Here is a 21,080-nt window from a genome sequence, read left to right as displayed (position 1 = left end):
GACGGTCAGCCTTGCGCGCCGCCGCGCACGTCGAACTCGACTTTCCAGCGCTCGTTCGTGCCGCGCGGAATTGCTTCGAGTTCGAGCGTGCCTGCTTCCGTCACGCGCGCGTGCAGCTTGACAGGCACGACTTCGCCGACGGTGCGGCCTTCAGCGGGCAGCGACGCTTCGATCTCTTCGAGTTCCTGCAATTCCTCCGGCGACCAGTAGTCGAGCATCGTGCCGACCTGATCGAGACGCCGCACCGAACTTCCGAAGAACCGGAAATGCACCGGCTCGCCGACCACCAGCCCGAACTCCTGTTCCGGCAGCGGCGCGTCGGTGCCTTCTTCCATGCCGAACGGCGCGACGCACAGCGCGGAAATGGGCGGCTCCATGCCGGGCACGGCGGGCATCGCCGATTCGATCGCGACGTAGTACGCCCGCGCCGTGCCGCCGCGAATGCGCACACCACGGCCGCGCTTCACATAGCCGTAGTACGCGGCGCCGCGCGCGACGGCGAGATCGAGGTCCGCGCCTTCGAGCAGACGCGCCGGCGCGGCGCTGTCGGCTGCGAGCCAGCCGTTGAGCGTCGTCATGATCCGCTCGACCAGCAGCGGCGACTTGAACACGCCGCCGTTGAACAGCACGGCCGTCGGATGCAGAAACGTCGCATTGGCTTCGAGCGGCAACTGGCCGTTGCTCTGCGTGCCTTGCAGCTCCGCGAGCGCCGCGACCTGGCGGCCGAGAAACGCCGCGAGATGACGCGTGATGCCCGCGTCCTGGGCGTACGGCAAACCGAGCTGCGTGAGGCCGGCGCGCGTGCGGGTCACCGGTCGGGCGGACGAATCGACTTGCGGGAAAAAGCCTTCGAGGATCGTCTGCGTGAGTTCGTCGCGCGTGAGCTCGGTGCGGATCGAGCCACCGATCAGCTTCGAGCCGCGGCTCGGCACGACGAGTGGCACGGCATCCGTCGACGGATCGGACAGCAGCGTTTCCTTCGCGCCACGGCATGCGTAGGTGAGGGCACGCAGTTGCCACGGATCGGCCTGCGTGCCTTGCGACGCGAGCTTGCGCGCGACCACGTGCGCGAGCGCGAGGTCCATGTTGTCGCCGCCGAGCAGAATGTGATCGCCGACCGCGACGCGATGCAGTTCGAGATTGCCTTCGCGTTCGATCACGGCGATCAGCGACAGGTCGGTCGTGCCGCCGCCAACGTCGACGACGAGGATGATGTCGCCGAGCTTGACCTGCTTGCGCCATCCGCCCGTGCTCTTCTGGATCCAGCTATAGAGCGCGGCCTGCGGCTCTTCGAGCAGCGTCATCTGGCCGTAGCCGGCGGCGTTGGCGGCTTCCGCCGTCAGCTCGCGCGCGGCGGGATCGAACGACGCGGGAATCGTCACCGTGATTTCCTGCTGGTCGAACGGCGCGTCGGGATGCGCGTGGTTCCAGGCCTCGCGCAGATGCGTCAGGTAGCGTACCGAGCTTTCGAGCGGCGAAACGCGCGTGACTTCAGGCGGCGCGTCGCTTGGAAGAATGGCCGCGCGGCGGTCGACGCCCGGATGACACAGCCAGCTTTTCGCGCTCGACACGAGGCGGATCGGCGTGCCTGCGCCCCGGCTGCGCGCCATTTCGCCGACGGCGAAGGTGCGTTCGCCCGTCCACGGCAACGCGAGATCGCCGGGCGTCAGTTCGCTTTCGTGCGGCAGATAGAGAAACGACGGCAGCAGATCGAGGTCTTCGATCGCGCCGGGCGCGGTCAGCTGCGTGACGGGCATCACCTGCTGCTCGGTCTTTTCGCCGTCGCTGGCGGCGAGATCGACGTACGACAGCGCGCAGTGCGTGGTGCCCAGATCGATACCGATCGAATAGCGCGGATCACTCATAGTTCCACCTCGGCAGGAGCGAGCACGGTAGCGTCATGGCTTTGCGTGAGCTTCGGCAGACGCACGTCGGCGACGCGCCAGCCGCGATGGCTGATGCTGCCCGAAAACGGCGCCTTGCCGACGACGTTGCCCGTCAGGCGGATGGCCGTCGCGTCGAAACCTTCGTTGATCGTCACGCGGCTGCCTTCGGCTTCGTCGCGCACCGGTTGAATCGTGAAATGCTCGCGCAGCGTCGCGCGGCAGCCGTCATGGACGAGGCGAGCCGCCGCGCCGATATCGGCGTCCGAATACTTCGCGATGTCTTCCTCCACGAAATCGATGAAGCGTGCATCGCGCTGGAGCAGGCCGAGCAACTGGAGCGCGGCCTCGGGTGTGGCTTCCTTGATGACGACGGGCGCAGGCGCCGGGGTGGGTTTAGCTACGGGTGCTGCGGCCGGAGCCGGTGCCGGCGTGGGCGCTGCACCGCTGCGCAGGCGCAGCACGCTGGCGGCGAAGTCGCGATCGCCCAGAATGCTGAAAAATGTTCCGAAGGCAAGCGACAGCCTGCCCAGCAACGAAACGTTCGGTTCGGTCATGAAAGATCGCTCCTGATTCTTGGGGATTCGGTCGCGCCGCGCGGCTGTCGCGCGGCGGCGTGGAATGCGGGGCGGACGGTGGCAGCCGCCGCAAACGGGCGGACGCGCGCTCGATATGTCCGCGTCAAAACCCGTATTTTGCCTTGTTGTGAGCCGTCGCCGGTTCTAAGTCTGATTCCTGCGCAAGTTTGGCGGCCGGATTTTACGTCCTCGCGTAACAATAAGCGGCATCGTCCTGTCATTTTTTACAGCGAGGATAGGGGGCGTCCGGGTACGTGCAATGCGGCCTGGACGTGCGTTCGTTGGCTATGTCGCCAGCGGTTCGCGTGTTGCCAGGACGCGGCGGGTCTTCACGGCCACATGGCCCGTGCGCGCTTTTGCGTTCAACCGTTTTTCGGAGGCAAGCCATGAGCATTTTCAGCACGATCCTCAGCAAGATCTTCCCGTCGAGCCATCCGGCCGTACAGGCTGCAGCGGCGCCGGACGCGGCGCCAGCGGCGGATGCCGCGCCCGCTTCGGCTCCCGCGGCCGCACCGGCGGAGCCTGTCGATGTCGAAGCGATTCTCAGCACGCTCGCCGAGCAGAATTCGGAGAAGTTGAACTGGCGCACGTCGATTGTCGATCTGATGAAGCTGCTCGGGCTGGACAGCAGCCTCGGCGCGCGGAAGCAACTCGCGGAGGAACTGGATTACAGCGGCGACACGAACGATTCGGCATCGATGAATATCTGGCTGCACAAGCAGGTCATGACGAAGCTCGCCGAAAACGGCGGCAAGGTGCCGGACGATCTGAAGAACTGAGCGGTTCGGGCGGGCGAAGTGCGTGAGCGTTCTATCGAGGGTATGCGACTTGCGACGGCGCATGGATCATGAAGCTCGCCACGTTCAACATCAATGGCATTCGCTCGCGTTTGCCAGCATTACTCACATGGCTGGAACGGGAAGCGCCCGATGTCGCGTGCCTTCAGGAGCTGAAGGCGCCCGACGCGGGCTTCCCCGAAGCTGAAATCAATCGCGCCGGCTATGGCGCGATCTGGCATGGACAGACGTCGTGGAACGGCGTCGCGATTCTCGCGAAGGACGCCCAGCCTGTCGAAACCCGCCGCGGTTTGCCCGGCGATCCCAACGATACGCATAGCCGTTATATCGAGGCCGCTGTAGATGGCTTGCTGATCGGCTGTCTGTACCTGCCGAACGGCAATCCGCAGCCGGGGCCGAAGTTCGACTACAAGCTCGCGTGGTTCGAGCGGCTGATCGTCTACGCGAAGAAGCTGCTCGATTCCGGACATCCCGTCGTGCTGGCGGGCGACTACAACGTCGTGCCGACCGACTTCGATATCTACAACCCGCGCTCGTGGCTCAAGGACGCGCTGCTGCAACCGGAAAGCCGCGAATGCTACGCGCGGCTGCTGAAGCAGGGATGGACGGACGCGTTGCGCACGCGCTTTCCCGATGAACAGATCTTCACGTTCTGGGATTACTTCCGGCAACACTGGCAGCGCAATTCGGGCTTGCGCATCGACCATCTGCTGTTGAGCAAGCCTGTCGCCGCGATGATGCGCGATGCGGGCGTCGACCGCTGGGTGAGAGGCGAGCCGCATGCGAGCGATCATGCGCCCACGTGGGTTGTGCTCGATCTCGACGGGCGCGCGGTCAATGCGAAGAAAACTGCAGTGAAGAAAACTGCAGTGAAGAAAACTGCAGTGAAGAAAACTGCAGTGAAGAAAACTGCAGTGAAGAAAACTGCAGTGAAGAAAACTGCAGTGAAGAAAACTGCAGTGAAGAAAACTGCTGCCAGACGAAGCGCTGCCCGAACGAAATCAGCAGCCGCTTCAAAGAAGACCGGAAAATAACTTCACGTTGCCCGAGTCGACAAAGGCGTCACCCGTGAAACTTCGGCAAAACATCCGCAGCCACTTCCTCCATCACGTCGCGCACAGGCCGGTCGGAGGTCAGATTCAGCGTCACATGATGCGTGCCGTTTCCGCGCATCTCGTCCAGCACAGCCAGCAACGCATGCCGTCCCGCGCGATATCCCAGCGATAACGGCGTCGCCGGCTCGTGCGCGTTGTCGCTCAGATCGAGCCGCATCGCGACACCGAACGCGCGGAACGCAGGCGCCGGCAGACGCTCGACGGCCGCGCGCCACATGCTGTGCCGTGCGCGCTGCGTCTCGGGCTCGCGGTGATAGGTCATCCAGCCGATCGAATGCCGCGCGATCCAGTCGACGCTCTGTCCGCCCGAGCCGACCGCGAGCATCGGCACAGCCATCGGCGGCTGGGGCAGCAGCATGAACTCGGGTGCATTTTCCTGCCGCAGATCGGGTATCACGCGCGGCGTGTCGCCGAGTGCAGCCGCGACCGTCTCCCAGTGCGTTCGATACAGTTCGCGCCGCTCTTCGGCATCGCGCCCGAACGCGGCATACTCGGGCGGTCTGTCGCCTGAGCCGAGGCCGAGTATGAAACGGCCATCCGACAGCGTCTGCACGGAGCCCGCGCCCTTCGCGATATGCAGCGGATGACGCAAGGTCAGCACGATCGCGCCGCTCGCAAGCGCGATTTGCGTCGTACGCGAAGCGAGCGCGCCGAGCAGTACCCACGGATCGAGATGCCCGACGGGATCGGGATAGTCGGCGCTGTTCAACGGCACGTCGCGCACCCAGAGCGCGCGAAAACCGAGCGTATCGGCCAGCGCCGCAAGCTCGATCTGCTCGCGAAAGTCCGCGACGATCTGGCCCGTGCGCAACAAGGGCAGCGTCAGCCCGATCGACAGATGGCCTTCGGAAAATACCCGCTGATCGATTGTGGATTTGGCTGTGCTCATCGGTGGTTGCCTGCTTTGCCGCCGTCATCGGATGGCCCGCGATGACGGCGATTCAACGGAAGCCGATCCTAGCATCGCGCCGTAAATCCCACCGGGCAATGGACAACGACGGGACAACTCCCGGACACAACATCCCTGAGCACCGCATGGGCAAAGGCTCCCGCACGACCGTACGTGCCATCCATTGTTCAGAATTTGGGAACTGTGATTTCAATCTATGAGCATAGAAATTCGATAGAGCTCGACTAAACTCACTCTCAATCGACGCCGCGCCAAATCCATCCGGTTGCGACGCCTCTCTGATTCAACATTCTCTGGAGTTACGTCATGAAAACCCGCCTTATCGCAGCCTTGCTGGTCGCCGTGTCCGCCGCTGTCGCCGCTCCCGCTTTTGCGTCGGGTTATGGTCCGGCGCCGTTTTATCGTCCGTCCGTTGGCGCACCCGCTTCGCAACGCGGCGTTAGCGCTCAGACGTTCGCCGCCGAACGCAATCAGGCTACGGCTGCAAACGAGGCCGTTGGCGGTGTGACGGGCGCATCGTCGGAATCGGGCAGCCGTCAGCCGGCGCAAGCCGCTAACGACGTCAACGTGTTCAAGGGTCATTGATCGCTGCGCGCGGCGGGCAAAGCTTGCCGCGCAGAAGAGAAGCAGGAGGTGATCCCATGAGAGCATTCTTCGAAGGACTGGTGTTGCTGGCGGCCGTCGTCGTGTATTTTCTGCCCGCCATCGTCGCCGATGCGCGCGAGCGTGAAGATGCATTCGCGCTGACGATCTTCAACGTGCTGTTCGGCTGGACCGTGATTGGCTGGATTGCGGCGTTCGTGTGGGCGCGTCATCGCGTGAGCGACAAGCGGCTCGCGAATCTCGCATCGAACACACGTCGGTCGTTGGGCCGCGTGACGATCGCGAAGATCGTCGCGCGCTCACGCCGGGCGCGCGCGGCGCGACGTCAGTCGACGCTATCCGCGTAAGAAGAGGTTGAATCGATGAAACCGCCGGTCTGTGTCAGGCCGGCGGTTTTGTTTTGAAATGTCCGCCTAAAATTAATACGGATATCGAACTAAATTAAAGAGAGCACATCTGAAACGGGGCTACCACAGCGCCGGCGTCCATCCTCGCAGCCGCACGTCCTGCAAGGCCTCGCGCAGATTCTGCACGAACGCATCGGCGCGTTGATAGCGGCTCTGTACGCGCGGGTCGTAGTTGCGTTTCAACGCGAGCACGTCGACGATGCCGCGCGTCGAAACGCTGGTATCCAGATCCGAAATATCGGTGACCTTGGCCCACGTGCAACGCATGATCTCATTGCTGGGCACGGGGGTTTGACGTTCGTCGACATGCGCGGCGAACACGTGATGACAGGTGCGCGCGCCCGCGAACTCGAACAGGTATTGCATACCCTTCGCCTCAAGGCGCGTTTCTTCCATCAGTTCGCGCACGGCGGCGGCTTCGAACGTCTCGCCGGCGTCGGGTTTGCCGCCTGGCAACGACCAGCGCGAGTTGGCCTTGCCGACCAGCAGAATGCGCGTGCCCATCAGGCACACGACAGTCGCACGTTGCTTCACAGTGTCTCTTCCATGTAGGGACGCGAAAGCAGGGCTAGCACGTCCCATGCCGCGCGATGCGATGGCGCTCTCAGCCGCCATTCGCCCGTATTGTCCGCCGATGTTGAGTATCGGACGTGACATCTTGATGACAGCACTCACCAAAAATGACCCAACGCTGTCATATCCATCGGAGAACCTTGTACGCGACCACGCGCCGCCGCCGCATGTCATGCACGCAGCATGCGTTGCACCGTGCGGCACGGCGGCGTGCCTGCAACGGCCGGCCGATACGACCGGCGAGCGTCGAGGTGAATCGATGAATCCACTGTCCACGCAGCACAATTTTCAGAGCCTGTCGTTGAAGGATCTGCTCGAAGCGCGCGATCTGTATCACTGGCATCTGTCGAACAAGCCGAATGTCGTCGGTACGGCCGTTGGTTTGTATCTGATTCGAAACGACGAACCGTGGCCGGATCAGCAGCGCGGCGCGAATGGTGACGCAGAGACGCGCGTGAAAGCGAAGGGCGTACGCACGTTCGACAACTCCGAAGTGCGTCCGTATTCGTGGCCTGCCGTGATCGTGCTGGTGCGCGATTGGGTCGACACGACCGAGTTCGGGCATGGCAAGGTCGACCCCGATCATATGGTGCCGCGCACGCTGTACATGCCCGACGGCCGCGCGGTGCCCGTCTGCGTGGTCGCCGTCGAGCCGACGGTGCCAGCCGCCAGCGCGCCGGCGGATGCACGCTGGCCGTCGACGTATATCGGCGGCGGCTGTCCGTTGATCGCGGATGCACAGGGCATCGAGCGCACGGCGAGCGTCGGCTGCCTCGTCACGGACGGCCACACGACATACGCACTCACCAATCGTCATGTATGCGGCGAGCCCGGCTCGCCCGTGAAGGCGCTGTTGCGCGGCGCGGTAGCCGAAGTCGGCATTGCGTCGGACCGGCAGCTGACGCGCGAACCCTTCACCGTGGTATTTCCCGAGTTTGCGGGCAGTCGCAGCTTCCTCACGCTCGATATCGGGCTAATCGAAGTGCACGACGCGAATGACTGGTCGAGTCAACCGTTCGGCATCGAAGGCAGCATCGGCAATGTCGCGGATATCAACGAGCTGAGTCTGAGCCTGCAACTGATCGATCAGCCCTTGACGGCATTCGGCAGCGCATCGGGCGCGCTCGACGGCACGATCAAGGCGCTGTTCTACCGGCACAAGTCGCTTGCGGGCTACGACTATGTTTCGCAGTTTCTGATCGCGCCCGCGAACGGCAGCCCGCAGACGCAGCCCGGCGACTCGGGGACGTTGTGGTATTTGACCTCGCCTGCGAACACAACCGGCGACGGCGAGCGCCGTCTCACTCCGCTCGCGATCGAATGGGGCGGGCAGTCACTTGCAAGCGACGATGGCGAGCGTCTGAACTATGCGCTAGCGACAGGCCTGAGCACGGCGTGCCAGCTGCTCGACGTGGACCTCGTGCGCGCGCACAACGTCGGCGCGAATCCGTACTGGGGACAAACGGGCCATTACAGCATCGCGACGGCGGCAATCCAGTCGGTGAAGCCGGGCCCGCTGCACGATTTTCTCGACGCGAATGTCGAGCGGATCAGCTTTCGTCCGGACGAACTCACGCCGGAGCAGATTCGCGAGAAGCTTGCGCGCGGCGATTTCGTCGAACTCGCCGATGTGCCCGACCTCGTATGGAAGAAGGTGCCCAGCCGCGTGCCGGGCGGACGCGACTACGCGCAGAACGCGGGCCCCGAGCATCCTAATCACTACGCGGACATCGATCAGCCCGACGGCGACGGCAAGACGCTGCGCGACGTGACGCTCGGCAATATTGCCAACATGAGCGTCGCGGTGTGGTCGAAGTGGTATGCGGATGAAGGCGAAAACGATGCGCGCTACGAAGGTCTGTTGCCATTTCGCGTGTGGCAGATTTTCGACGAGATGGTGAGGCAGTTGAAGGCGCGTAACGACACGAAGTTCCTGTGCGCGGCGGGCGTGCTTGCGCATTACGTCGGCGACGCGTGCCAGCCTTTGCATGGCTCGTATCACTCGGACGGCTACAAGGACGCGCCCGGCGCGACGCCGAAGAAGTGGCCGGGCAAGGGCGTGCACGCGACCTTCGAAGACAAGATGGTCGACCGTCATTCGGACGAGCTTTTGCCGCAGATCGGGCCGCAGGCGAAAGCGTTCGAAGGTGAGATCCCAAAGATCGACAACGGCCGCGATGCCGCGTTCGCAACCGTCACGCTGATGGCCGAGGCGGCGACGATTCTTCCGCCATCCACGCTGATCGACGAGTACATCCGGCTGGGCGGCGGCAGTTCGGCGCGTGTCGTCGATGGTCTGTGGGATGCGTTCGGCGCCGACACGGCGAAGCTGATGGGTGCAGGCGCGCGCTATCTCGCCGCGATGTGGGAAGCCGCGTATGCCGCCGCCGATACGTCGCTGCCGGCCGGCGCGCGGGAAATCAGCGAGCAAGCGCTTGCAAAGGTGTATCAGGACAAGGCGTTCCTGCCTTCGTTGACGCTCGACAAGATCGGGCCGGTGATCGGCTGATGGATTGCGCTCGGGCGGCGCGCGTGTATGTGGGTGTGCGCGCGCCGCTTCTGGATCAGGCGGCGGCGAGTTTTTTGCTGTGTTTCAACATGCCGTCGAAGATCGCCGACGCCAGATCTTCCGGAAAGCCCGAGGGAAGTTGCGCGGCGACGGCATCGATTACGTGCTGCGTGGCGTGCGTGACCGAGGCGATCATTTCGTCGACATCATCCGGCGACAAGCCGACCTGCTGACCTTGCGCGATCCAATGCCGCCGTAGTATCTGACCAATCAGATAATGATTGCTCGTGCCGCGAACGGCCATTGCCAGCTTCGCCTTCTGCATCGGAATACGGTTCGCGCCGCGCCCGATGATGGGATGCGCGGACAACACGTCGTAGAGCGGCGTCGCGCGATATCGGTTGCCCGGCAGATGTGTGATGCTGAAGTTCTTCGCGTGGCCGTCGGTGGCGGCGAGCAGCCAGAAGATCAGCTGCGTCGTGAAGAAGCGCGCGCTGTCTTCGGCGGCATCGTCCGAACCGGCGAGGATGTGCATCACGGCGTCGATGCCCGGCCCGCCGTCGGCCTGATATTTCGCAATGGGCGGCGTGCCTGTCGCCTGACACATGTCCTCCTGCGGCAGACGCACGATCCACGTTGCGTCGCTCGACAGCCTGCGGTCGAAGCGCTCGACGACGAGTGTTTTCTGATCGCCGAACTGCGCGATCTCGCACGCGGCGATGGGCAGACCGTAGGCGGCGACGATCTTCGAGCACAGCCATTCGTTTTCCACCGACGTGCGCATGTCGGCGCGCATATTGCCGACCAGTCCCAACGGCAGCTTCAGGATATGCGTGGTCGGCGTGCTGCCCGCGGGCAGCACCCAGCGGCCCTTGTGCCGTAGCAGCGCCGTCTTTTCCTGCGCACCGGCGATGGAGAGGCGCAAGTCGGCTGCCTCGTCGCGCTGGCCGAGCGGCGCCGCCGAGGTCGTGTCGCGCAGCAGCCGCGCGATGTCATCGCCCGTCAGCGTGTCGCCGGCGATGCGGTAGAGGTGGGCCGGCGTTTCACCCGGCGGCAGCATCTGGATCGCGCCGACGCAATCGCGCCCGAGCGCGGCGAGCAGATCGAACGGTGCCGTGCTGCCCGTCCTGTAGCGCTGCGCCATTCGGCGCCGGATGGGTTCGCTGTCGGGCAGCAGGTTGTCGAAGAACGCCGACACGACGGCACCGCGATACGGCTGATTGCCAGGCGTGAACGGCAGGGACAGCGACAGCGAACGGCCCTGTTCGTCGGCGATCCAGTCGTCGAAGTAGACAAGACGCTCACTGCCGCTGGACTTTTCCCAGTAGCCGACGGCGAGGCCGTTCATCCACAGGTCGAGGCGTTGAGTCTGTGAACGGCGTCCCATGCTTACCACTGCTCCCGTTTCTTCGGCGTGCTTGCCGTGCCGGGGGCTCGTGCCGAAGCACGCCCATCCGGCGTGGCAGCGGGCTTGCGCGGCGCTTGTCGGGTGCCTTGCGCGGCCGCGCCTGTTGGCGCGCGTTTTTCCGCTTTGAGAGCGGGCGCGTCGCGCTCGGTTGCAGGTTTCGCTGCGCGCTTGCGCGGCGCTGTCTTCGGCGCGTTGCGGCCCGGTGCGGCGAGGCGGTTCGACGACGCCATCTTTGCCACGGGCGCCGCGTTTGCGGGCGAAGGCTCGTCCTGACTGAGCGTGATTCCGGCGTTCAGCAGCCGCAAAACCTTGAAGAGCCGCTCGACCCCGGCGGCGGCCGGGTCTGCCTCGAACTGCGCATAGCTTTGCTGCGTGATGCCGAGCCGCTCGGCGATCATGGCCTGCGTGAGTCCTGCGGCTTTGCGAAAGCCGCGCAGAACGGGGCGCAACTGGCTGAGCGTCTTGACGGAATAGTCCACGGCTGGCCTCGAGGAGACGGATTGATGCGGGTAGAACTTCGGCACGGCGCGGGCGCCGCACGCGCTGCCCCGTCGATACAGAATACAGACCAAAGCCTGTATTGGCAATATACAGTCTATAAACTGTAAATAAAAAATACAGTCTAAAAACTGTATATAGATGGACCCACGGGCAGCTCGCCTGAAAATGGTTCGCAAGCTGGCCGCGCATCGCGTCGACGCGTGACAGCGCTCAGGGATGAACGATAAGCGCTTACCCCAGCATGCAATGCGCGCTGCGCCGCAGCGCAAGCATTCCGTCACGTACGGGTACATGAAGTGCTGACAAAGGCTGATCTCGCCGCGCGATCAGGCAACGGCGACCCGACCGATATTTACAACAACGGAGGTGAGGCCATGAGCAGCGATTCACACACTTCAAATGCGCCCGATGCCACGCGCCGCAAGATCCTGGCGGCGCTCGCGGGCAGTGTCGCGTTGTCGGCTTGTGGCGGGGGAGGTGGCGGCGGATCGTCGGGCAGCACGGGTTCGACGAACGGCATTCCGCCCGATCGTGCCAGTCTTCCACGGCCAGCGCTGCCGGCTCCCGCCACGTCGGGCATCGATCACATTGTGCTCGTCACGATGGAGAACCGTTCGTTCGATCATATATTGGGCTGGGTGCCGAACGCGGAGCATCAGCAGGCCCGCCAGTTCACTGACGCATTCGGTCAGACGCAATCGTCGTTCGCGTTGACGTCGAATGCCGCGTACGGGTTCCAGGCGTGCAGTTTCTCCGATCCGAACCATCTGTACAGCGCAGGGCGCACGCATCTTGCCAACGGCGCGATGAACGGCTTTCTGCTCACGCCGGGCACGAGCCTCTTGCGCGGCGACCTGCTGCCCATCGGCTATTTCGGTGCAAGCGATCTCGACTTCTACCGCGGCGCCGTCACGCAGTACACGGTCTGCGACTACTACATGAGCGGCATTCTGTCGGCCACGTTTCCGAACCGCCTCTATCTGCATAGCGGCGAGACCGACCGCCTCGACGACAGCGTCGATACGTCGTCGCTGCCGACCATCTGGGACCGGCTCGACGCAAAGAGCGTCTCATCGACGTATTACTTCCACGACGTTCCGTTCACTGCGCTGTATGGCTCACGCTATGTCGGCCGCTCGAAGCTGTTCGCGGAATTTCTTTCGGATGCGGCCTCCGGCAATCTGCCGTCGTTCTGCATGGTCGATCCGAGTTTCGCGGGCGAGGTGCAAGGCACGTCGAACGACGATCACCCGCATGCCGACGTGCGCAACGGCCAGGTGCTGCTCGGCCAGATATACGACGCGCTGCGCACCGGTCCGAACTGGAGCACAACGCTGATGATTCTCGTGTATGACGAATGGGGCGGCTTCATGGAGCACGCAGTGCCGCCCATCAAGCCTGTATCGACTGCGGAGCAAGGTGTCGGCAACGATGGCCGGCTCGGATTTCGCGTGCCGTGCATGCTGTTCGGCCCGCGCGTGCGCGCGAACATGGTGTCGCGCTATCCGTTCGATCCCAGTTCGATTCATCAACTGATTGCGTGGCGCTTCGGCCTCGATCCGCTGGGCGTGCGTGCGAGTGACACGAGTACCTTCAACATGGCGTATGCGCTCGACTTCACCGACGCTGCGCGAACCGACGCGCCCGCGATTGCTGTGACGCAAGGCACGTTCGGTGTCGCGTGCTCGACAGCGGGGATCATTCCGGGGCTTGGCGGCGTCGATCACAGCCAGCAGGTTCCGTCCACCTCGGACTCTCAGGTGGCAGTGGCGAACGCGCCCGGCGGACGCTTTGCCGACTTGCGCGCGAAAGCGACCGCGCTAGGATTCCCCGGCGGCATGTAAATTCTGCGCGGCATTTGCACGGCTCAATGGCATTGCGGCTCTGCGATATGTGTCGCAGAGCCGCAATTCATGACGCACGCCGGGTCGCAGCAGCAGCGCTCAAGCCGCTGCCTTGCGTCGCTTGCCGAGTTCGGTTTCGACCGGCTGCTTGTCGGACTCGGGCACGGACCCAGCAGGGCGGTGCACGTCGTGCGTGACGAAACCCAGTTCGCGGCTCGGCACGTCGAACCAGTCGCGATGCGAGAACGAGTCGCGGATATCGTCGAGGCCGCTTTGCCAATGTTCGAGCATCGTGTCCACGCTGAACTCGTAGTCCTTGTAATGGCCTTCGTACGGCTTGTTCTTGTAGATCAGATGCACGACGTTGATCGCGCTGCCGTCCGCTGCCTGCTGGGCGAGACTGAACAGCGGGTCCGCCTTCAGCACCGACGTCGGCACATGTTCGAGCAGCTCCTTGATGAAGCGCGCGTGCTTTTGCCGCTCGGCGAGCATGTTCGTGATCGCGCGCGTGCGGCTCGAATACTGGATGTCCTTGGCTCGCTCGGAAATGTCGGGGAAGTCGCCCGGCGCATTGCCGCGCGCGCTCCACAAGTCGACCTGAAAGACCAGCGTGTCCTTGTGATCCGAATCGCGCAGCACTTCTGTGAGCGGCGTATTCGAAACGAGTCCGCCGTCCCAGTAGTATTCGCCGTCGATCTCGACAGCCGGGAAACCCGGCGGCAACGCACCCGACGCCATGAAATGCTCCGGCTCAAGGCGCATCTTGCGGTTGTCGAAGTACGTGAGATTGCCCGTGCTCACATTCACAGCGCCCACGGACACGCGGATGGCGCCATCGTTGATGCGGTCGAAATCCGCGTATTGCAGCAGCGTTGCGCGCAGGGCGGCCGTGTCGTAATAGCTGACGCGGCTCGGGTCCAGCTTGCCGAGGCCCGCCATGGGCAACGGAAAGCGCGGCGCGAAAAAGCCGGGTTGGCCTTCCGTCAGCGCGCGGCCTGCTGCCCACATGCTCGCCCACTTGCGCGACAGGTCATGCATGCCCAGGCCGGGCAGCGTCCACGCGCTCACGCTGCCGACCCAGTCGAGCGGATGACAGATCGCATTCCAGAAGCCGCGCAATGCTGCCACGCGATTTTCCGGCGCATTACCCGCGATGATCGCCGTGTTGAGCGCGCCGATCGACACGCCTGCGATCCAGTGCGGCTCGACCTTCGCCTCGGCGAGTCCTTCGATGACACCCGCCTGATAGGAGCCGAGCGCACCGCCGCCTTGCAGCACGAGCGCGATTTCGTCGTAGCGCGGCAACACAAACGGTTCCGGCTGCGGGATGATGTTCTTTGTGTCGCTGCGCATACGTTCTCCTTATTTCATCGACCAGCCGTGGCTGACGATCACAGATTGTCCCGTCAGTGCCGACGATTCGAAGCCCGCGAGGAAAGCGACTGTATTCGCGACGTCTTCAACCGTCGTGAATTCGCCGTCGACCGTTTCCTTCAGCATCACGTTCTTCACGACTTCCTCTTCGCTGATGCCGAGCGCCTTGGCCTGCTCGGGAATCTGCTTGTCGACGAGCGGCGTGCGCACGAAGCCCGGGCACACGACATTCGCACGCACGCCGCGCGGACCGCCTTCCTTCGCGACGACTCGCGCGAGGCCGAGCAGACCGTGCTTCGCGGTGACATAGGCCGACTTCAGCTTCGATGCCTCATGCGAGTGCACCGAGCCCATATAGACGATCGAGCCGCCGCGCTTGCTGTCGTACATGTGCTTGATGGCGGCCTTGGTCGTGAGGAACGCGCCGTCCAGATGGATGGCGAGCATCTTCTTCCAGTCGGAGAAGGCGTATTCCTCGATCGGCGCAACGATCTGAATGCCCGCGTTCGACACGAGCACGTCGATGCTGCCGAGTTCCTTCACCGCGCGCTCGATACCCGCGTTGACAGCTTCTTCATTCGTCACGTCCATCGATACGGCGATCGCCTTGCCGCCGCCTTCGACGATGCTCGACGCGACCTTCTGCGCATTCTCCAGATTCAGATCCGCAATCACGACGGCAGCGCCGAGGCTCGCGAGCTTGCGAGCGCATTGTTCGCCGATACCGCTTGCTGCACCCGTCACGAGCGCGACTTTGTTTTGCAGTGACATTGTGTGTTCCCTTGAAAAATGTGGAGAGCGTTAAACCGCGAGTTCGAGCGCGTCGTCATTCGACTTCTTTGCGGTCTGCGTTTCAGCTTGCGCAGGCGCGAGGTAGTCGAATGCGACTTCGCCGATATCCAGCGTGAGATTGGCGATCACATGCCGCGCGCCGACCACGCGCTTCACGGGCAGATCGGCAATCGGCGCGAGCGCATGCGGATGCAGTTCGAGCGCGGCCGGGCCGGTCCATGCGCCGAGCACCGTCACGTCGCGCAGATAGAAGCGCACGAGTTCGCAGATGCGCGCCGTGCCGTCGACATGCGGAATCACCTTCAGCAGATAGTTGGGCGTGTCGGCGAGCTTGGCGCGTTCGGCTTCGATATCGATCATGCGATGCTTGTAGCCCATCGTGCCCGTCGCGATGCGTTGCGTGCCGTAATCGAGCGTGCCGAGCAGCGTGTCGTTACCGTCGACGCCCAATTTGGGGCGCGCGAGCTTCTTCGGGAAGCCCCAGATTTCGCGGCCGCCGGCAATCGGGCCTTCGTCGTCGAGGTACATCGAGTGCGTGTAGTTCGCAAGACGCCCTTCCATGTCGCGCACCGAAATCACCTGGCCACTTTCCGTGTAGTCGCCAAAACCCGACGAATCAGGCATGCGAATGAACTCGTAATGGACCAGCGCGTTTTCCGGCTTCAGCGGTTCCGGCACCACGGCGCGCAGCGCATCCATATCGGTTTCGTACGAAATGATGAAGTACTCACGATTGAGAAAGCGGAACGGCGGGCGAGGGTAGGCGGGATTGTGAACGGGCATCGCAAATGCGGATTGCCGAATCGATTTGATGTCCATGAACTTCCTCTTAGGCATTGGGCGTTGTTGGAGCACCGCGAATCTTAGAGCAAAAGTTTTTTCGGGATCACATTAATTTCTCCAATACACCGTTGGTCTGCACGCAACAGTGAAGCGGCCTGTCGGGCATGGACGATAAACCGTCAATCATTGTGAAAATCGACATAAGCTATTTTCGTGAGCGACATATCGATGACGCGAAAACGAAATACGGATGTCATGCATTTGATGGCTGGCAAGTCAGATATGTCGATATTCTGATGATTTGTGTTGTAGATAATCTGATGGGATTGATTAGTGAGCTAACCAATCGACTCACGCGAAAGGGAACTGACGCCGAACGGGTTCGTTCGGCCCTCGGCCGCAGGCGGCTGCAACGCAACATCTCGGAAAAGTTATTGATTTTGTTGCAGCGCGACATGCGCAAGGATATACTAGGGTTATTACCTAGGGTGTTACCCGCACAAGGAGTCCGCCATGCAACAAGCTACGACCGCCGCTGTCCCGTCCACGAGCTGGCTTTCGCGTCTGCGCGAACTCGCTATCCGCGCTGTCGACTTGCACCTGCAGCACTGCGCGGTTCTCGCTGAAGCGTATCGCCGCTAAGCATTTCGCATAAAAAAGGGGAGTTCAGTTTGAACTCCCCTTTGTTCATCAACGCGTCGCCGCGTCACGTTATCGCGCGCGGCGGTTGATGACGCTGTCGCCAGTCAGATACCGGCTTTTCGTGCCGCGAAGATCAGCCGCAGTCCAAGCGCCGCAATGGCGCCCGCTGCGATCCGGTCAATCCACGTTTTCGCGCGCAGATAAACCTCGCGCGGGCCCCGGCTCGAAAAGCACAGCGCGACGACCGTGTACCAGCCGAACTCCACCGCGAACACCAGCGGCGGCAGCACCACATAGCACCAGACGGGCGGGTGCTGCGGCAACAGCGCGGCAAAGATACTGCCGTACCAGATCGCCGTCTTCGGATTGCTGAGCTGCGTCGTCAATCCAATCCAGAACGACTTCTTCGCGCTACGGCTGTGTGCTACGCCGGCGTTGTCCATCGCAATTGGGCGAGCCGCGCCGCGCCAGATTTTCCACGCGATGTAGACCAGATACAAACCGCCCGCCACTTTCAATCCGATATACAGCCATTCGACGGCGACCAGCAGCGTATAAAGACCGGCGAGCGCAAGGCCGCCAAAGAAAATCCCGCCGATGCCCATGCCCAGCGCGGTCGACAATCCATCGCCGCGAGACAGGCTGATCGAATTTCGCGCGACGAGAACGAAACTCGGGCCGGGAATCATCGCGCCCAGCAGCAACGCGACGAGAATGGCGAATACAGCGGCGGATGCGGACATCGGACGGTCTCCTTGAGCGCGGCTTTCGGCGCGAGCGCCTGGCCAGGAAAATGTGCGTGCCGAAAGAATAGATGCAACACGCAACCTCTGCAACGCGCCTGCCAGGCGCGCGCCGTTCAGTTCGGCCCGAGCGTTTGGGAGCGCGCGATCAGATTGACGGGCGCGAGCCGGATCAGCCCGCCGCACGTCTCCGGTTCGATTGCGGTCGGCAAAACGGAAGGGAACGGCCAAAACGTGGGTGCATGAACGCGCCACTGCGACGCTACTGTCCGATAGCGCCGCATCGCTCACAAGACGATCGCCGGGCGAATTGCTAGAGTGGCGCGATGGACGAGAACGAACGAATCAGGCACGCCGTGTCGTGGCTGCGCGAGGCCGATGGCATGCTGGTGACTGCCGGGGCGGGGATGGGCGTCGATTCAGGCCTGCCCGACTATCGCGGCGCAGAGGGTTTCTGGCGCGCGTATCCCGCATTGAAGCAGCATCGGTTGACCTTTCAGGACATGGCCAATCCGCGTGTAATGGCGCTGCATCCGCGGCTTTGCTGGGGCTTCTATGGACACCGGCTCGATCTGTATCGGCGCACGGTGCCGCATCGGGGTTTCGATATTCTGCTTCGTTGGGCAGAGGCGCTGCCGCGCGGACTTGCTGTGTTCACGAGCAACGTCGACGGGCAGTTTCAGGCGGCGGGTTTCGACGCTGCAGCCATTGCCGAGTGCCACGGCTCCATTCACATGCTGCAATGCTCGGAAGTCTGCCACGACGGGCTATGGCCGGCCGCTGACGTGCAGCCCGTGGTCGACGAATCGACTTGCGAACTCGTGAGCGACCTGCCGCGCTGCCCGAAGTGCGGCGCCGTGGCGCGGCCCAACATTCTGATGTTCGGCGACTACGACTGGATTGCGTTGCGCACCGAGCAGCAGGAGGCGCGACTACAGGCGTGGCTATCGAAGGTCGAGCGCCTCGTCGTGATCGAAATCGGCGCGGGCAAGGCGATACCGACTGTGCGTTATTTCAGCGAGCAAAACGGGCCGCGCGTGATCCGCATCAATCCACGCGATTTCGGCATCGCGCCGCATCACGGGATCGGGCTTGCACGAGGCGCGATCGACGGCCTCGAACTGCTCGATCGGTCAATGAAGGCATAGCGGACGGCGCCGTATCGGGCGCCGTCGCGTGTGCTCCTATATGCCGCAAGGCTTACACGGCATCAGGTTGCGTAGTCCACGCGGGTTCGCGCTGACTGATGCGCCGCGTCGCGATGCGCGCCTGCTGCCTGCGTATGATCGAACGCGCCGCGCGGGCCAGTGCGAGATCGAGCGCGCCTCGCCAGTCTCTTGCAATCGACGTCACGACGACAGGCGTCGCATCGGGCGTCTGCACCTGCACCTGACAGCGTTTATCGAGTCCGCCGCGCGGGCCGTTGATGTCGGACATGCTGACGGTCGCCTTCGAAATCAGCCAGTCCATGCGGCGAAACACGAACCGGATGCGTTGGCGCGCGAAGCTGCGCAGACGGACGGCTTCACGGTCGCGGGACTTGAACAGGACTTGCATGAGACACCTCCTTCGTGGGTACGGCTCAAGAGTACGGTGAGGAGGTGTCGAGGAAAAAGCAGAAATAACGGAACGTCAGCTTCGGAAAAACCGAAGCTTCTTTCGTGGGGGTGAACACGGTCACGGATGCGCCGCGCTCAACACCTTTTGCGTCAAAGGATGATGCCGCCCGCGCCGCGACACGATTGCGTGTATTTCCTCCTTCACTTCCGGCGAGCGGCCGAGCCAGCGCAAGCCGCGATGCATGGGATCGTTGCGCTCGGCGCCAAACGCCGCGAGCGGAAACACGCCCATGCCGCGCGACGCGAACAGCGCCATCAACGCGCTGTCCTCGAACTCGCCCGCGACGCGTGGCCGGATGCCTTCGGCTTCGAACCAGCGGTCGAGGCGCGAGCGCAGCGACGAGTGCCCCGTCGGCAGCAGCACCGGCAGCGACGCGAGGCATTGCGGGAAATGATCGACATGCGTCTTGCGCACCACGGCGGCCGGCCCGTACCAGTCGATCGGCGAGGCGATCAGACGCTCGCTGGATAGACGCAGGTTCGAGTTGTGTGGCGCGGGCTGGCTGGACAGCACGAGATCCAGATGGTGATGCGCCAGTTCCGCCAGCAGATCTTCCGCTTCGCCTTCGTGACACAGCAGCCGCAGCGAAGGCGTGTCCAGCACATCAGCAAGAATGGCATGGACGGCCAGCTTCGAAATGCCATCCGTCAAGCCGACCGCAAAGCGCGCGACCGTCCCGCTGGCCGCTTCGCGCACTTCGTCGTGCAACGCGCGTCCGATCTGGAAGATTTCCTCCGCTCGCGCGTACGCCGCCTGTCCCGCTTCCGTCATCGTGACGCCGCGTCCCGCGGGCTTCAGCAGTTGATGTCCGAGCGATTTCTCCAGTTCGCGCACCTGCGCGCTGATGGTTTGCACCGCCATGTCGAGCCGTTCGGCGGCCCGCGCAAACCCGCCTTCCTTCACGACGACCCAGAAATAGTGCAAGTGCCGGTAATTGAGCATGCGTGGCCTCACTTCGGAAAAACCGAACCAACTGTCAGCTTATCACTGGTTTTTACGATCACGAAGCCAGGCGATCATGCTTTCCACAGGCTGTGACCCAGTAATCAGCCGTTTTCATCTCAACCGGACAACGACGCTCGCAAATGGAATCCTTACTGACCCTGGCTGCCGATCCCGCTGCATGGGCTGCACTCGTGACGCTCGTCGTGATGGAGATCGTGCTTGGCATCGACAACCTGATCTTCATTTCGATTCTGAGCAACAAGCTCCCCGAAGCACAACGCGCGCGCACGCAGCGCATCGGCATCATGCTGGCGCTGGTGATGCGGCTTGGCCTGCTGGGCACCGTCGCGTGGATCGCGCAGCTCACTCAGCCGGTGTTTTCCGTGTTCGATCACGCGTTTTCGTGGCGCGACCTGATTCTGCTCGCGGGCGGTCTGTTCCTGGTGTGGAAGGCCACGCGTGAAATGCACCATCACGTGAGCCGCGACGCCGAGGCGCACACGAATCCTGCGATGGGCGTCGGCGGCCTGACGGTGACGGCTGCAATCGGCCAGATCCTGCTGCTCGACCTCGTGTTTTCCGTCGACAGCATCATCACCGCGGTCGGCATGACGGATCACCTGCCCATCATGTTCATTGCAGTGATCGCTGCTGTCACGGCGATGTTGTTCGCGGCTCGCCCGCTGTCGAAGTTCATCGAGCGCAATCCGACCATCATCACGCTTGCGCTGAGCTTCCTGCTGGTGATCGCGATGACGCTGATTGCCGAAGGTTTTGGTTCGCACGTGCCGAAGGGCTACATCTACACGGCCATGGCGTTCGCAGGCTTCGTCGAAGGCATGAACATGATGGCGCGGCGCAGAAAGGACAAGCGCGAGCACAAGGCGGCAGTCCTGGAGGCCGAGCGTGAAGCCAGCTCCGAAACAAGGTCTGAAAAGACGCAGACGAACGGTTCGGCTTTCTCGAACTGACTGAAGCGGACTGAAGCTGGCCGAAGCGGACTGACAGAAGTATCGGGGCGGTTGAACGCCGCCCCGAACGGCAGCACACAAA

The 21,080-nt window shown here is 63.0% G+C and carries 21 protein-coding genes; 9 read left to right on the top strand and 12 right to left on the bottom strand.

The window, feature by feature from the left end; translation table 11 throughout:
* Positions 1–5 precede the first annotated feature (5 nt).
* Entirely contained in the window at positions 6–1,865 is a 1,860-nt protein-coding gene (locus C2L64_RS26300; RefSeq protein WP_007589787.1) for an Hsp70 family protein, read from the bottom strand.
* Positions 1,862–2,440 (bottom strand): DUF2760 domain-containing protein, encoded by a 579-nt coding sequence (locus C2L64_RS26295; RefSeq protein ID WP_007589788.1) that lies wholly within the window; start codon positions 2,438–2,440, stop codon positions 1,862–1,864. Before C2L64_RS26295 ends, C2L64_RS26300 begins: the two co-directional genes overlap by 4 nt.
* 407 nt (positions 2,441–2,847) lie before the next feature.
* On the opposite strand from C2L64_RS26295, the gene C2L64_RS26290 reads away from it, so the two are divergent.
* Positions 2,848–3,240 (top strand): DUF3597 domain-containing protein, encoded by a 393-nt coding sequence (locus tag C2L64_RS26290; protein WP_007589789.1) that lies wholly within the window; start codon positions 2,848–2,850, stop codon positions 3,238–3,240.
* Positions 3,241–3,308: 68 nt separating this feature from the next.
* Positions 3,309–4,292 carry an exodeoxyribonuclease III gene (gene xth, locus C2L64_RS26285; RefSeq protein WP_103153728.1) on the top strand — a complete coding sequence of 328 codons (984 nt, stop codon included), beginning with the start codon at positions 3,309–3,311 and terminating at the stop codon, positions 4,290–4,292.
* 28 nt (positions 4,293–4,320) lie between these two features.
* On the opposite strand, the gene C2L64_RS26280 is transcribed toward xth, so the two are convergent.
* Positions 4,321–5,262 (bottom strand): LLM class oxidoreductase, encoded by a 942-nt coding sequence (locus C2L64_RS26280; RefSeq protein WP_007589792.1) that lies wholly within the window; start codon positions 5,260–5,262, stop codon positions 4,321–4,323.
* 327 nt (positions 5,263–5,589) lie between these two features.
* Between C2L64_RS26280 and C2L64_RS26275 the strand changes: the two genes are divergently transcribed.
* Positions 5,590–5,868, top strand: a complete 279-nt coding sequence (locus C2L64_RS26275; protein ID WP_007589794.1) for a hypothetical protein — start codon at positions 5,590–5,592, stop codon at positions 5,866–5,868.
* A gap of 56 nt (positions 5,869–5,924) precedes the next feature.
* Complete coding sequence (locus tag C2L64_RS26270; RefSeq protein WP_007589796.1) at positions 5,925–6,233, top strand: superinfection immunity protein; 309 nt, start codon at positions 5,925–5,927, stop codon at positions 6,231–6,233.
* A 120-nt stretch (positions 6,234–6,353) separates the two neighbouring features.
* On the opposite strand, the gene C2L64_RS26265 is transcribed toward C2L64_RS26270, so the two are convergent.
* Positions 6,354–6,827, bottom strand: a complete 474-nt coding sequence (locus tag C2L64_RS26265) for an NUDIX hydrolase (RefSeq protein WP_007589798.1) — start codon at positions 6,825–6,827, stop codon at positions 6,354–6,356.
* A 298-nt stretch (positions 6,828–7,125) separates the two neighbouring features.
* Between C2L64_RS26265 and C2L64_RS26260 the strand changes: the two genes are divergently transcribed.
* Positions 7,126–9,375: a phospholipase C/P1 nuclease family protein gene (locus tag C2L64_RS26260; RefSeq protein WP_039901726.1), complete on the top strand. Its 2,250-nt coding sequence runs from the start codon at positions 7,126–7,128 to the stop codon at positions 9,373–9,375.
* 55 nt (positions 9,376–9,430) lie between these two features.
* Here C2L64_RS26260 and C2L64_RS26255 read toward each other — a convergent pair whose 3' ends face one another.
* Both C2L64_RS26255 and C2L64_RS26250 read right to left on the bottom strand, forming a co-directional pair.
* On the bottom strand, positions 9,431–10,762 hold the full coding sequence (locus C2L64_RS26255; RefSeq protein WP_007589807.1) for a type II toxin-antitoxin system HipA family toxin: 1,332 nt from the start codon (positions 10,760–10,762) through the stop codon (positions 9,431–9,433).
* A 2-nt stretch (positions 10,763–10,764) separates the two neighbouring features.
* Positions 10,765–11,262: a helix-turn-helix domain-containing protein gene (locus C2L64_RS26250; RefSeq protein WP_007589808.1), complete on the bottom strand. Its 498-nt coding sequence runs from the start codon at positions 11,260–11,262 to the stop codon at positions 10,765–10,767.
* 396 nt (positions 11,263–11,658) lie between these two features.
* On the opposite strand from C2L64_RS26250, the gene C2L64_RS26245 reads away from it, so the two are divergent.
* Positions 11,659–13,128 carry an alkaline phosphatase family protein gene (locus tag C2L64_RS26245; protein WP_007589810.1) on the top strand — a complete coding sequence of 490 codons (1,470 nt, stop codon included), beginning with the start codon at positions 11,659–11,661 and terminating at the stop codon, positions 13,126–13,128.
* A gap of 99 nt (positions 13,129–13,227) precedes the next feature.
* Here C2L64_RS26245 and C2L64_RS26240 read toward each other — a convergent pair whose 3' ends face one another.
* The 3 genes from C2L64_RS26240 to C2L64_RS26230 are packed head-to-tail and all read right to left on the bottom strand — an operon-like array spanning position 13,228 to position 16,113.
* Entirely contained in the window at positions 13,228–14,481 is a 1,254-nt protein-coding gene (locus C2L64_RS26240) for a DUF3734 domain-containing protein (protein WP_007589812.1), read from the bottom strand.
* Between the two features lie 9 nt (positions 14,482–14,490).
* Positions 14,491–15,273, bottom strand: a complete 783-nt coding sequence (locus C2L64_RS26235; RefSeq protein WP_007589814.1) for a 3-hydroxybutyrate dehydrogenase — start codon at positions 15,271–15,273, stop codon at positions 14,491–14,493.
* A 30-nt stretch (positions 15,274–15,303) separates the two neighbouring features.
* On the bottom strand, positions 15,304–16,113 hold the full coding sequence (locus C2L64_RS26230; RefSeq protein WP_007589815.1) for an acetoacetate decarboxylase: 810 nt from the start codon (positions 16,111–16,113) through the stop codon (positions 15,304–15,306).
* A 128-nt stretch (positions 16,114–16,241) separates the two neighbouring features.
* Here C2L64_RS26230 and C2L64_RS53390 point away from each other — a divergent pair, with 128 nt between their 5' ends.
* A complete protein-coding gene (locus tag C2L64_RS53390; RefSeq protein ID WP_158660537.1) occupies positions 16,242–16,703 on the top strand; it encodes a hypothetical protein in 462 nt (153 codons plus the stop codon).
* A 120-nt stretch (positions 16,704–16,823) separates the two neighbouring features.
* Here the strand turns inward: C2L64_RS53390 and C2L64_RS26225 are convergent, their stop codons facing one another.
* Positions 16,824–17,462 (bottom strand): LysE family translocator, encoded by a 639-nt coding sequence (locus tag C2L64_RS26225; protein WP_007589816.1) that lies wholly within the window; start codon positions 17,460–17,462, stop codon positions 16,824–16,826.
* A 326-nt stretch (positions 17,463–17,788) separates the two neighbouring features.
* Here C2L64_RS26225 and C2L64_RS26220 point away from each other — a divergent pair, with 326 nt between their 5' ends.
* The gene (locus C2L64_RS26220) at positions 17,789–18,610 is read left to right on the top strand and encodes an SIR2 family NAD-dependent protein deacylase (RefSeq protein WP_007589817.1); all 822 of its coding nucleotides are present in this window, start codon (positions 17,789–17,791) and stop codon (positions 18,608–18,610) included.
* Between the two features lie 52 nt (positions 18,611–18,662).
* Here the strand turns inward: C2L64_RS26220 and C2L64_RS26215 are convergent, their stop codons facing one another.
* Together C2L64_RS26215 and C2L64_RS26210 are read right to left on the bottom strand one after the other, a co-directional pair.
* Positions 18,663–19,019, bottom strand: a complete 357-nt coding sequence (locus C2L64_RS26215; RefSeq protein ID WP_007589818.1) for a hypothetical protein — start codon at positions 19,017–19,019, stop codon at positions 18,663–18,665.
* Between the two features lie 120 nt (positions 19,020–19,139).
* Positions 19,140–20,024 carry a LysR family transcriptional regulator gene (locus tag C2L64_RS26210; RefSeq protein ID WP_007589820.1) on the bottom strand — a complete coding sequence of 295 codons (885 nt, stop codon included), beginning with the start codon at positions 20,022–20,024 and terminating at the stop codon, positions 19,140–19,142.
* A 143-nt stretch (positions 20,025–20,167) separates the two neighbouring features.
* Between C2L64_RS26210 and C2L64_RS26205 the strand changes: the two genes are divergently transcribed.
* A complete protein-coding gene (locus C2L64_RS26205) occupies positions 20,168–20,998 on the top strand; it encodes a TerC family protein (RefSeq protein WP_007589822.1) in 831 nt (276 codons plus the stop codon).
* The last annotated feature ends 82 nt before the right edge of the window (positions 20,999–21,080 follow it).

It is taken from the genome of Paraburkholderia hospita (assembly GCF_002902965.1).
Lineage (GTDB): Bacteria > Pseudomonadota > Gammaproteobacteria > Burkholderiales > Burkholderiaceae > Paraburkholderia > Paraburkholderia hospita.
Note: the sequence above shows the minus strand (reverse complement) of the source record. Positions and strands in the feature narration are given on the sequence as shown.